The following is an 11,413-nucleotide window of genomic DNA, read 5'->3' as shown; positions in this document are numbered from 1 at the left end:
GCGTGGGGTGTGATGCTTAGGTTAGCCTAACCTTAGTTTGACGCCAAATGCAGAGGGGCCCCGGCCAACGCCGGGGCCCTCGTCAAATGGTTTCGGCCACGCGGGACTTGGAGCCCGACGGTGGTGGAGCGGCGCCGTTAGAGCGCCGCCGCCGGGTCCTCGCTGGGCGCCCGGCCCGCGTACGCCTCCGCGAGGAGCTCCTCCTCGCTCACGCCGAGCCGCCAGTAACCGGTGAACCGCACCGCCCGCCGGTCGACGCCGAACTCCTGCACGAAGTGCCTGCGCACCGCCCGGATCGTCGCGGACTCGCCCGCTATCCAGCCGTACGGGGCTTCGGCGGGGGGCAGTTCGGCCGACCGCAGCACGTCCAGCAGCTGCTCGGTGCGTTCCCGGCCCGCTCCCCGCGCCCGCACCACCCAGGTGATGTCGGCGTGGGCGAGCGTCGGCAGGTCCAGCCGGTCGTCCTCGTGGGGGACCTCGAACCAGGCCTTGACCCGGGTGCCCCGGGCGAGCCGGTCCAGGATCGCGGCGGCCGCCGGCAGGGCGGTCTCGTCCGCGTACATCAGGATCGCGTCGGTGGCGGCCGGCGGCTGGAAGCGTACGGACTTGTTCTCCGCGACGGCCGGCCCGATGGCCATGATCCGGCGGCCGGTGACGGCGCGGCCCGCCCAGAAGGAGGCCGGGGAGGAGTCCCCGTGCAGGACGAAGTCGATGTCGACCTCGTCCGCGCCCCCGGAGGTCCGCCGCTGCGCGCGCACCGTGTACGAGCGCATCACCGGGCGTTCCCCGTCCGGCATCCCGCGCCAGTTGGCGAACCAGGTGTCCTCGTCCGTGGACGGCAGCGCCGTGTGCTCACGGCCGGCGGGCGGCAGGAAGAGGGAGAGGCTCTGGTCGTAACCGCCCGAACGGAACTCCGCGAGGGACTCGCCGCCGAAGGTGATCCGCAGGAAGGACCGGCCGAGGCGGCGCGTACGCAGCACCTCGAGCTCGAAGAACCGGAAGTGCGGGGTGGCCGGGACGGCTTCGGTGTGTTCGGCGTTGTCGGCGGCGGTGCCCGTTTCGGCGGTCCCGCCCGCTTCGACGGCTTCGGGCGCGGTGGCGGTCATGCGGAGGATCCCCCCTGGGGATTGCGGTGCGGCGGCGGTCCAGGCAGAAGGCCCCGGCGCCTCGCGGAGGCGCCGGGGGCCGGACGGTCTGAGGTCAGCTGACCTTCTTGGCGTTCTGGATGGACTTCGCGAGGTCCTCCAGGATCTGCGCGCACTTCTCGTACGAGTAGATCGGCTCGGTCACGCGGGGGGTGATCTGGTCCGCCTTGACGGCGGGCAGTTCGGCCCAGGTCGGCTTGGCCTTCAGCTCGGCCGGCTGCAGGGTGCCGGTGCGGTTGTCGAGGAGGACGACGTCGGCCTTGTACTTGCCGGCGTTCTCCCAGCTGAGGCTCTCGAAGAAGCCGCCCTCGTCGGTCTTCTCCGGGGAGACGAACTCGACTCCGAGCGACTGGAAGTACTTCAGGTCGGCGGAGGTGCCCGGGGTGGAGACGTAGAACAGGTCGGCGGAGCCGGAACCGACGAGCACCTTGATGCCCGGGTTCGCCCGGGTGGCCTCGCGGAGCTTCGCGGAGGCCGCGTCGAAGCGGGCCTTGCCGTCGACCGCCTTCTTGGCGTTCATGTCGGCGCCCAGGGACTTGGCGAGGTCCGCGGTGCGGGCCAGGGCCTTGTCCATCGAGACCTCGCCGCCCACGCCGACGGCGGCGGCCGGGGCGAGCTTGAGGATCTTGTCCTTGGAGGCCTCCGGCACGTACCAGTACGTGCCGTCCCAGGTGTTGGTGACCAGCAGGTCGGGCTGGAGCGCCGCGTACTTCTCGACGTTGAACTCGTCGTAGACGTTGCCCAGGATCTCGACCTTGGAGATGTCCATCGAGCCGGCCTGGACGTCGGCCTTGCCGTCGGCGGTCTTCGTCGGGCCGAAGACGCCCTTGACGTTGACGCCGTAGTCGTACAGCGCGGCGGCGGTGCCGGTGAAGGCGACGATGTTCTTCGGCGTGGACTTGGCGGTCAGGTCCTTGCCGAGGTCGTCCTTGAAGCTCCAGGGGCCCGAGGCCGCGGCGCCCTTGCTGCCCGACTCGTCCTTCGCGGTGTCGTTGCCGCCGCAGGCGGTGAGCGCGGCGACGAGGCCGAGAGCGCCGCCGGCCGCGATGAGACCGCGGCGCGTGAGGAGGGAGGAACGGGACTTGGGCATGTCGATGTCCGCTTTCGTGCGTGCCGGGCGGCCGTCGGGCCGTTCGCTAGGAAGGTTAGCCTAACCTTGGCTCGAATTGGTAAGGGGGCCCTAATGAACCGGGCCCCCCGTCCTCGCCCGTCCGGTGCCCGACTAGCTCGGGAGCCCCAGTTCACGGGCGATGAGCATGCGCTGGACCTCGCTCGTGCCCTCGCCGATCTCGAGGATCTTCGAGTCCCGCCACATCCGCGCCACCGGGTACTCGTTCATGAATCCGTATCCGCCGTGGATCTGCGTGGCATCGCGCGCGTTGTCCACGGCCACCGTCGAGGAGTACAGCTTCGCGATGGCCGCCTCCTTCTTGAACGGCTCCCCGGCCACCAGCCGGGAGGCCGCGTCGCGCCAGCCGATCCGGGCCATGTGGGCGCGCATCTCCATGTCCGCCAGCTTGAACTGGATCGCCTGGTTGTCGCCGATCGCCTTGCCGAAGGCGTGCCGCTCTTTGGCGTACTTCACGGACTCGTCCACGCAGCCCTGCGCCAGCCCGGTCGCGAGCGCCGAGATGGCGATGCGGCCCTCGTCGAGGATCCGCAGGAACTGGGCGTAGCCGCGGCCTTCCTGGCCGACCAGGTTGGCGAGGGGGACCCGTACGCCGTCGAAGGACAGCTCGCGGGTGTCCGAGGAGTTCCAGCCGACCTTGGAGTAGGGGGCGGCCACGGTGAAGCCGGGGGTGCCGGACGGGACGATGATCGAGGAGATCTCCGGGCGGCCGTCCGCCTTGCGGCCCGTCACGGCCGTGACGGTGACCAGACCGGTGATGTCCGTACCGGAGTTGGTGATGAAGCACTTCGAGCCGTTGATCACCCACTCGTCGCCCTCGCGGACCGCGGTGGTGCGGGTGCCGCCCGCGTCGCTGCCCGCGCCGGGCTCGGTCAGGCCGAACGCGCCCAGGACCTCGCCCGAGCACATCTTCGGCAGCCACTCCCGCTTCTGCTCCTCGCTGCCGAAGAGGTAGAGGGGCATCGCGCCCAGCGAGACGCCCGCCTCCAGGGTGATGGCGACCGAGGAGTCGACGCGCGCCAGCTCCTCCAGGGCGATGCCGAGGGCGAGGTAGTCGCCGCCCATGCCGCCGTACTCCTCCGGGAAGGGCAGGCCGAACAGGCCCATGCGGCCCATCTCGCGGACGATCTCGTACGGGAACTCGTGCCGCTCGTACAGGTCGCCGATCTTCGGCGCCACGACGTCGTGCGCGAACGCCTCGACGGTGCGGCGGAGTTCCTCGTGCTCGGGGGTGAGCCGGTGGTCGAGGGCCATGGTCTTCGTTACTCCTTGGGGGACAGGGCGCGGACGGTACGGGAGGGGCTGGGGCGGCCCAACTGCTCGGCCATCCACACGCTCGTGGCGGTGAGGACGGCCAGATCGACCCCGGTCTCGACGCCGAGCCCGTCGAGCATCCACACGAGGTCCTCGGTCGCGAGATTGCCGGTGGCGCTCTTCGCGTACGGGCATCCGCCGAGGCCGCCCGCGGAGGCGTCGACGGTGGTCACGCCGTGCTGGAGCGCGGCGAGGGTGTTGGACAGGGCCTGGCCGTAGGTGTCGTGGAAGTGCACACCGATCAGGTCGGTGCCCACACCCTCCTCGCCCAGCCCGCCCAGGAGGGCCCGGACGTGCCCGGGGGTGGCGACGCCGATGGTGTCGCCGAGGCTCAGCTCGTCACAGCCGAGGTCGAGCAGGGCCTTGGCCACGCCGACCACCTGGTGGATCGGGACGGGGCCCTCCCAGGGGTCGCCGAAGCACATGGAGAGGTAGCCGCGCACGTGGGCCCCCTGCTCCTTCGCCCGGGCCACGACGGGCTCGAACATGGCGAGGGACTCGGCGACGGTGCGGTTGAGGTTGCGCGAGGCGAAGGTCTCGGTGGCCGAACCGAACACGGCGATGCGGGTGGCACCGAGCGCGAGCGCGCGGTCGAGGCCGCGCTCGTTGGGGACGAGGACCGGGAGACTGACTCCGGTCAGGTCCTGGACCTGCGGGAACAGCTCTTCGGCGTCCGCCAGTTGGGGGACCCACTTGGGGTGGACGAAGCTGGTGGCCTCGATCGTGGTGAGCCCGGCGGCGGCCAGCCGGTGGATGAACTCGGCCTTGACGTCGGTGGGGACGGCCGACTTCTCGTTCTGCAGGCCGTCGCGGGCACCGACCTCGTGGATGCGGACGCGGGCGGGGAGCCCGGGTGCGGGGACGGTCATGGGCAGCCCGTTCACTTGGCCACCTCCTCTTCTTCCTCGTCCGGGGTGACCACGGCCAGGACCTGGTCCATGGCGACGGTGGCGCCGGGGGAGACGTCGAGCTCGGTGACGGTGCCGGAGTGCGGGGCGGAGATGACGTGCTCCATCTTCATCGCCTCGACCACGAGCAGGCTCTGACCGGCGACCACCTTGTCGCCGACCGCGACCTTGACGATGGTGACGGTGCCGGGCATCGGAGCGGCCAGGGTGTCGGCCCCTGCGTGGCCGCGGCCGGTGAGCGCGGCGGTGACGGGGTCGTGGTCCTGGACGTGCCAGGAGTCGCCGTCGCGGCCGAGCCAGGTCCCCTCCGGGGAGTCGGCGTGGCTGAAGGTGTGGGTGACGCCGTCGAGTTCGACCGTGACGCGGCCGGCGGTACGGGTGACGATGCGCCCGCGGGCCGGTGCGGCTGAACTCGCTCCGGCGTCGCCGTCGTCCGCGGGCAGGAGGAGCAGCTCCGTGTCGCAGCCGGAGGGACGGGTGCGGACCGTGACCGGGTCCTGGCCCGGGAGACGGAAGTGGTGCACCGTCCAGGCGGGCGTGCCGCCGAGCCGCCAGCCGTTGGCGGCGCTGAACGGGTCGACCCAGGCGGCACCGTCCGGCCCCGCCGACGCGGGTCCGGGCAGATCCCCACCACGCGGCCCAGCCGCGAACGCGGCACCGCGGGAAGGGGCGGGGTGGGGGAGAGGAGCCTGGGCCAGCAGGGCAGCCGCCGCGTACACCTCCGGCGGGACGCCGTCAGGGAGGAGGGACGACAGGTCGCGCTCCACCAGCCCGGTGTCCAGGTTGCCGGACACCACGTCCGGGTGCGCCAGCAGCCTCCGCAGGAAGCCCGTGTTGGTCTGGACACCCAGGATCACGGTGTCCGCCAACGCCCCACGGAGCACGCGCAGCGCCGCCGCCCGGTCGGGACCGTACGCGATCACCTTCGACAGCATCGGGTCGTACGTCGATCCGGTGTCCACCCCGGCCGTCAGCCCGGAGTCGGTGCGGACGGACTTCCCGGACGGCTCGGACAGCGCCAGCACCATCCCCCCGGAGGGCAGGAACCCGCGCGCCGGGTCCTCCGCGCAGACCCGGGCCTCGATCGCGTGCCCCGTCAGGACGACGTCCGACTGGCCGAAGCCCAGTTCGGCGCCCGCCGCCACCCGGAGCTGCTGCTCCACCAGGTCCAGCCCGGTGATCAGCTCGGTCACCGGGTGCTCCACCTGGAGCCGGGTGTTCATCTCCATGAAGTAGTACGAGGACGGGTCGCCGCCCGGCACGATGAACTCCACCGTGCCCGCGCCGACGTACCCGCACGAGCGCGCCGCCTCGACCGCCGCCGCGCCCATCGACGCCCGCAGTTCGGGGGTGAGCAGGACCGACGGGGCCTCCTCGATCACCTTCTGGTGGCGCCGCTGGAGCGAGCACTCGCGCTCGCCGAGGTGCACCACGTTCCCGTGGGCGTCCGCCAGCACCTGGATCTCGATGTGCCGCGGCCGGTCCACCCACCGCTCCACGAGCAGCGTGTCGTCACCGAAGGAGGACCGCGCCTCGCGGCGGGCCGACGCGATCTCCTCGCCCAGCGCCGACGCGTCGCGCACCAGACGCATGCCCTTGCCGCCGCCGCCCGCCGAGGGCTTCAGCAGCACCGGCATGCCGATCTTCTCGGCCGCGGAGACCAGTTCGGCGTCGGAGAGCCCGCTCCCGGAGGAGCCCGGGACCACCGGCACGCCGGCGGCCTTCACGGTCTCCTTGGCCCGGATCTTGTCCCCCATCAGGGAGATCGCCGAGGCCGGCGGCCCGATGAACGCCAGGCCCGCCTCGGCGCACGCCGCCGCGAAGGCCGCGTTCTCCGCGAGGAAGCCGTAGCCGGGGTGGACGGCCTCGGCGCCCGTGCGCCGGGCGGCGTCCAGGAGCCGCTCCACGGACAGGTAACTCTCGGCGGCCGCCGCCGGGCCGATCCGGACGGCCGTGTCGGCCTCCCGTACGTGCCGGGAGTCCGCGTCCGCGTCGCTGAAGACGGCGACGGACCGGACGCCGAGCTCGCGCAGCGTGCGGATGACCCGTACCGCGATCTCGCCCCGGTTGGCGACCAGAACAGTGCTGAACATCAGTGAGGTCCTCACGTCACATACGGAAGATGCCGAAGCCGGGCTGCGCTTGATCCTTTTGGTCCAGGGGGGCGTTCGCGCACGCGGTCAGGGCCAGTCCCAGCACCTGCCGGGTCTCCAGCGGGTCGATGACCCCGTCGTCCCAGAGCCGCGCGGTGGCGTAGTAGGCATTGCCCTGGGCCTCGTACTGCGCCCGGACCGGGGCCTTGAAGGCCTCCTCGTCCTCGGCCGGCCACTCCTGGCCGGCGCCCTCGATCTGGTCGCGCTTGACCGTGGCCAGGACGGACGCGGCCTGCTCGCCGCCCATCACCGAGATCTTGGCGTTGGGCCACATCCACAGGAAGCGCGGCGAATAGGCACGCCCGCACATCGAGTAGTTGCCCGCGCCGTAGGAGCCGCCGACCACCACGGTCAGTTTGGGGACCCGCGTGCAGGCCACGGCCGTGACCATCTTGGCGCCGTGCTTGGCGATGCCGCCGGCCTCGTAGTCCCGGCCGACCATGAAGCCGGAGATGTTCTGCAGGAAGAGCAGCGGGATGCCGCGCTGGTCGCACAGCTCGATGAAGTGCGCGCCCTTCTGGGCGGACTCGGAGAAGAGGATGCCGTTGTTGGCGACGATGCCGACCGGGTGGCCGTGGATGCGGGCGAAGCCGGTCACCAGGGTCTGCCCGAACTCCGCCTTGAACTCCTGGAAGCGGGATCCGTCCACCAGCCGGGCGATGATCTCGCGGGCGTCGTAGGGGGTGCGGGAGTCGACGGGGACCGCGCCGTACATCCCGTACGGGTCCACCTTGGGCTCCTCGGGAGCCTCGACGGACCAGGGCAGGGCCCCGCGCTCGGGAAGGGTGGCCACGATGTTCCGCACGATCCGCAGCGCGTGCGCGTCGTCCTCCGCGAGGTGGTCGGTCACGCCGGAGACCCGGGAGTGGACCTCGCCGCCGCCCAGCTCCTCGGCGGTGACGACCTCGCCGGTCGCGGCCTTCACCAGCGGCGGGCCGCCGAGGAAGATCGTGCCCTGCCCGCGCACGATGACGGCCTCGTCGCTCATGGCGGGCACGTACGCGCCGCCGGCCGTGCAGGAGCCGAGGACGGCGGCGATCTGCGGGATGCCGGCCCCGGACATGCGGGCCTGGTTGTAGAAGATCCGGCCGAAGTGGTCGCGGTCGGGGAAGACCTCGTCCTGCATGGGCAGGAAGGCGCCGCCCGAGTCGACCAGGTAGAGGCAGGGGAGACGATTCTCCAGAGCCACCTCCTGGGCCCGCAGGTGCTTCTTCACGGTCATGGGGTAGTACGTGCCGCCCTTGACGGTGGCGTCGTTCGCGACGATCACGCACTCGCGGCCGCTGACCCGGCCGATGCCCGCGATGACCCCGGCGGCCGGGGCCGCGCCCCCGTACATGTCCTCGGCGGCCAGCGGGGCCAGCTCCAGGAAGGGGGATCCGGGGTCGAGGAGGGCGTCCACGCGGTCGCGGGGAAGGAGCTTCCCGCGCGCGGTGTGGCGGGCGCGGGCCTTCTCCCCGCCGCCGAGCCGGGCCGCCTCCAGCCGGGCGCGCAGGCCCCCGGCGAGCTCACGGTGGGCGGCCTCGTTGGCCCGCCAGGCATCGGACGCCGGGTCGGCGGCGCTCGTCAGCACTGGTGCCTGCTGCATCGGTCGAGCTCCCTTGCTCGGTGCACGCTTGTTAATGAGCGTTAACGCATGTGGGACTTAGGTTAACGACCGCTAACGGCCCTGTCTAGAATGGATTCCCATGAGCACCAGAGCGGCCGCCCCGACCCGTCGCGAGCAGATCCTGAGCGAGGCTGCCCGCCTCTTCGCGGCGCGCGGATTCCACGGCGTCGGCGTGGACGAGATAGGCGCCGCCGTGGGCATCAGCGGCCCCGGCCTCTACCGGCACTTCGCCGGCAAGGACGCCATGCTCGCCGAGCTCCTCGTCGGCATCAGCGAGCGGCTGCTGACCGGCGGCCGCCGACGGGTGGAGGAGGCGGCCGGTGACCCGCCCGGCCTCCTTGCCTCCCTCGTCGAGGGCCACATCGACTTCGCCCTCGACGACCGGGCGCTGATCACCCTCCACGACCGGGAGCTCGACCGGCTGCGCGAGGCCGACCGCAAGCTCGTGCGGCAGCTGCAGCGCCAGTACGTCGAACTGTGGGTCGACGCCGTACGGGAACTGCATCCCGAGGTGGGCGAGGCGGAGGTACGGGTCTGCGTGCACGCGGTCTTCGGCCTGCTGAACTCCACCCCGCACCTGGCCGCGCTCGGCCGGGAGGCGACGGAATCCCTGCTCCGCCGGCTCGCCCACGGGGCTTTCGGGGCGCTGTCGGGGTGACGCGGCGCGTCCGCCGGTCGGGATGGAGGGGACGGCTCCGGGCGGGCGGCGGCAGAATGGGCCGCATGCCGAAGCCGATAGAGACGCCTGTCCCCAACCGAGCCGAACTCATCGACCACCTGGTCCGGACGCGGATCGCGGGGGACGTCGCGACCCCGCGCGACAACAACCTCTCCCATTACCGAAAACTCGCCAACGGCGACCGGCACTACTGGCTCGGCCTGGAGCTGGGCGACCGCTGGACGGACGAGCAGGACGTGCTCGCCGTGATGGCGGAGCGCTGCGGGGTCGTGGACGACGCCGCCTACCGCTTCGGCCAGGACACCATCGACCCGGAGCTCACGGTCGCCGGTCTGGACCGCATGGCGGCGCGCCTGCGCAAGGCCGCGCTGGACCGCCAGAGCGTGCTGCTGGCCACGGGCCACCCGGGAGGCCTGCTGGACGTCCACCGCGCCACCGCCGCCGCCCTGCGCGCGGCCGGCTGCGAGATCGTGGTGATTCCGCAGGGCCTCGTGGCCGACGAGGGCTCGGTGTGGCAGTTCGCGGACGTCGCGGTCCTGGAGCGCGGGGCGACCCTGTGGCACACCCATTCGCCGGAACCGATGGCGGCGATCCTGGACGGCCTGGCCGCACGGGGCCGCCCCCAGCCGGATCTGGTCGTCGCCGACCACGGATGGGCGGGCTGCGCGGCCCAGCGCGGCCTGGACGCGGTGGGCTACGCCGACAGCAACGACCCGGCGCTCTTCCTGGGGGAGGCCGAAGGCACCCTCCAGGTGGCGGTCCCCCTGGACGACCACGTCCGCGACCCGCGCTTCTACGACCCGATGGTGGCCTACCTGCTGGACGCGGCGGGGCTGCTCTAGGGCGGCGGCCGGTCCCGTCCCCTGCCCCGTGCTCTAGCGCAGCCAGCCGGTCATCGTGGTCTGGACGGCCGAGCCGTCGAGGTCGCCGAGCTTGACGGCGACGAAGTCGCGGGCCCACCCGGAGGTCTGGATCCGCAGCGGCACGGTCTCGGAGGTCAGCGCCTCGACGACCGGCGCCGCGGCTTGCTCCGAGGTCTGGGCGCTGTGGCTGCCGTAGGACTTCCTGACGTGGTTGACGTAGCCCTGGAGCGCCGGGGCGTAGGGGCCCGCCTCGGCCAGCAGGGCCGGCAGGTCGAGCCCGACGTTGTTCACGAACTCGCTGGAGACGGCGCCCGGTTCGACGACGGCCACCTGGACGCCGACGCTCGCGGCGACCGGGGCGAGGGCCTCCATGAAGCCCTCCACGGCGAACTTGGCCGCGCAGTAGGACTCGTTGAACGGCTGGCCCACCACCCCGCCGACGCTCGTGACCGTGATGACGCGGCCGCCCGAGGCGCGCAGGTGGGGGAGCGCGGTCCGGGTGAGCTCGACGACGCCGAAGAAGTTGACCTCCATGACGTCCCGCACCTTCTCCATGCCGTGCTGCTCGATGGTGCCGACGAAGCCGGCGCCCGCGTTGTTCACGACGGCGTCGAGGTGCCCGTGCTCGGCGACGACCTCGGTCACGCACGCGGTCACGGAGTCCGAGTCGGTCACGTCCAGCCTCTTGACCTGGACGAGATCGGCGACCCCGGCCGCCGCGGCCGCCTTGGTCAGGGCGTCGGCGCGGGAGGTGTCGCGCATGGTGGCGACGGTGTGCCACCCGGCCCGGGCGGCGGCGACCGCGGCGGCCAGGCCGATGCCGGAGGAGGTGCCGGTGATGAGGACGGTCTTGGTGCTCACGATGAATCTCCCTAGATTTGTGCGTGCGCACACACATTAATGGTGTGTGCGTGTGCACGCAACCCCGGTATTCTTTTCCCATGGCGAACAACGAGCTCAGGATGGGCGGCCTCACCCCCCGCGACCACGCTTTCTACGGCCTGGTCTGGGCCGGCACCACGCTCACCGCCAGGGTCGACCAGGCGCTCACGCGCCGCCACGACCTGCCGCTGTCGTGGTTCGAGGTGATGTTGTGGCTCCACGCTCAGGACGAGCCGGTCGCTCCCTCCGAGCTGGGGGCGAGGACCCTGCTCAGCCGCAGCCAGGTCTCCCGCGTCGCCGACTCGCTCCAGGCCCGGGGCCTGATCGAGCGGATACCGTCCCCGACGGACGCCCGCTCCGTATGCGTCGCCCTCACGGAGGCCGGCCGCCGGGCCTTCGCCGAGGCCGACGCCACCCGCCGCGAAGCCCTGGCCGAGGTGTTCGACGACCGGCTCGACGACCAGGACATCGCCGCGCTCGGAGCCGTCTGGGGCAAGCTCAAGGCCCGTCCGCAGGGGTAGTGGAGGCGGCCGCGATCGCGAGCTTCGTGACCACGGCCACGACGGCCGGGGCGGCGCTTCCGTCTTCGCTCCCGCTCCTGCTGGACACGAGGTGACGGTACGTCGGAGGGACCTGCTAGGCAGTGTCTGATGGCTCTTTGATGAGGTCGCGGAGCCAGATGACGATGGCTGCGGTGGCCAGTGTGCCGTTGAAGATGTAGTCGCGTTTGT

10 protein-coding genes are annotated in these 11,413 nt (G+C 71.9%); 3 read left to right on the top strand and 7 right to left on the bottom strand.

Going from position 1 to position 11,413, the window contains the following annotated elements:
• Nucleotides 1–137: 137 nt before the first annotated feature.
• The 6 genes from ABZY44_RS08945 to ABZY44_RS08920 form a co-directional block, all read right to left on the bottom strand.
• On the bottom strand, nucleotides 138–1,106 hold the full coding sequence (locus ABZY44_RS08945) for a siderophore-interacting protein (protein ID WP_356651462.1): 969 nt from the start codon (nucleotides 1,104–1,106) through the stop codon (nucleotides 138–140).
• A 94-nt stretch (nucleotides 1,107–1,200) separates the two neighbouring features.
• Nucleotides 1,201–2,235 carry an ABC transporter substrate-binding protein gene (locus ABZY44_RS08940; RefSeq protein ID WP_356651460.1) on the bottom strand — a complete coding sequence of 345 codons (1,035 nt, stop codon included), beginning with the start codon at nucleotides 2,233–2,235 and terminating at the stop codon, nucleotides 1,201–1,203.
• Between the two features lie 132 nt (nucleotides 2,236–2,367).
• Nucleotides 2,368–3,528, bottom strand: a complete 1,161-nt coding sequence (locus tag ABZY44_RS08935; protein ID WP_356651458.1) for an acyl-CoA dehydrogenase family protein — start codon at nucleotides 3,526–3,528, stop codon at nucleotides 2,368–2,370.
• A gap of 8 nt (nucleotides 3,529–3,536) precedes the next feature.
• Nucleotides 3,537–4,457, bottom strand: a complete 921-nt coding sequence (locus ABZY44_RS08930; protein ID WP_356651651.1) for a hydroxymethylglutaryl-CoA lyase — start codon at nucleotides 4,455–4,457, stop codon at nucleotides 3,537–3,539.
• Between the two features lie 11 nt (nucleotides 4,458–4,468).
• Nucleotides 4,469–6,589 (bottom strand): biotin carboxylase N-terminal domain-containing protein, encoded by a 2,121-nt coding sequence (locus tag ABZY44_RS08925; protein ID WP_356651456.1) that lies wholly within the window; start codon nucleotides 6,587–6,589, stop codon nucleotides 4,469–4,471.
• Between the two features lie 16 nt (nucleotides 6,590–6,605).
• On the bottom strand, nucleotides 6,606–8,237 hold the full coding sequence (locus ABZY44_RS08920) for a carboxyl transferase domain-containing protein (protein WP_356651454.1): 1,632 nt from the start codon (nucleotides 8,235–8,237) through the stop codon (nucleotides 6,606–6,608).
• 100 nt (nucleotides 8,238–8,337) lie between these two features.
• Here ABZY44_RS08920 and ABZY44_RS08915 point away from each other — a divergent pair, with 100 nt between their 5' ends.
• Complete coding sequence (locus tag ABZY44_RS08915) at nucleotides 8,338–8,916, top strand: TetR/AcrR family transcriptional regulator (RefSeq protein WP_356651452.1); 579 nt, start codon at nucleotides 8,338–8,340, stop codon at nucleotides 8,914–8,916.
• Between the two features lie 56 nt (nucleotides 8,917–8,972).
• A complete protein-coding gene (locus tag ABZY44_RS08910) occupies nucleotides 8,973–9,779 on the top strand; it encodes a phosphatase (RefSeq protein WP_356651450.1) in 807 nt (268 codons plus the stop codon).
• A 33-nt stretch (nucleotides 9,780–9,812) separates the two neighbouring features.
• Here the strand turns inward: ABZY44_RS08910 and ABZY44_RS08905 are convergent, their stop codons facing one another.
• Nucleotides 9,813–10,661 carry an SDR family NAD(P)-dependent oxidoreductase gene (locus tag ABZY44_RS08905; protein ID WP_356651448.1) on the bottom strand — a complete coding sequence of 283 codons (849 nt, stop codon included), beginning with the start codon at nucleotides 10,659–10,661 and terminating at the stop codon, nucleotides 9,813–9,815.
• 80 nt (nucleotides 10,662–10,741) lie between these two features.
• On the opposite strand from ABZY44_RS08905, the gene ABZY44_RS08900 reads away from it, so the two are divergent.
• On the top strand, nucleotides 10,742–11,203 hold the full coding sequence (locus ABZY44_RS08900; RefSeq protein WP_356651446.1) for a MarR family transcriptional regulator: 462 nt from the start codon (nucleotides 10,742–10,744) through the stop codon (nucleotides 11,201–11,203).
• The last annotated feature ends 210 nt before the right edge of the window (nucleotides 11,204–11,413 follow it).

It is taken from the genome of Streptomyces sp. NPDC006544 (genome assembly GCF_040611715.1).
Lineage (GTDB): Bacteria > Actinomycetota > Actinomycetes > Streptomycetales > Streptomycetaceae > Streptomyces.
The sequence above is the reverse complement of the archived record's forward strand: the minus strand, read 5'-3'. Positions and strand labels throughout refer to the sequence as shown.

Coding starts and splice junctions, on each gene's coding strand:
- ABZY44_RS08945 (WP_356651462.1), bottom strand. CDS start 1,106: ATGACCGCCACCGCGCCCGAAGCCGTCGAAGCGGGCGGGACCGCCGAA.
- ABZY44_RS08940 (WP_356651460.1), bottom strand. CDS start 2,235: ATGCCCAAGTCCCGTTCCTCCCTCCTCACGCGCCGCGGTCTCATCGCG.
- ABZY44_RS08935 (WP_356651458.1), bottom strand. CDS start 3,528: ATGGCCCTCGACCACCGGCTCACCCCCGAGCACGAGGAACTCCGCCGC.
- ABZY44_RS08930 (WP_356651651.1), bottom strand. CDS start 4,457: ATGACCGTCCCCGCACCCGGGCTCCCCGCCCGCGTCCGCATCCACGAG.
- ABZY44_RS08925 (WP_356651456.1), bottom strand. CDS start 6,589: ATGTTCAGCACTGTTCTGGTCGCCAACCGGGGCGAGATCGCGGTACGG.
- ABZY44_RS08920 (WP_356651454.1), bottom strand. CDS start 8,237: ATGCAGCAGGCACCAGTGCTGACGAGCGCCGCCGACCCGGCGTCCGAT.
- ABZY44_RS08915 (WP_356651452.1), top strand. CDS start 8,338: ATGAGCACCAGAGCGGCCGCCCCGACCCGTCGCGAGCAGATCCTGAGC.
- ABZY44_RS08910 (WP_356651450.1), top strand. CDS start 8,973: ATGGGCCGCATGCCGAAGCCGATAGAGACGCCTGTCCCCAACCGAGCC.
- ABZY44_RS08900 (WP_356651446.1), top strand. CDS start 10,742: ATGGCGAACAACGAGCTCAGGATGGGCGGCCTCACCCCCCGCGACCAC.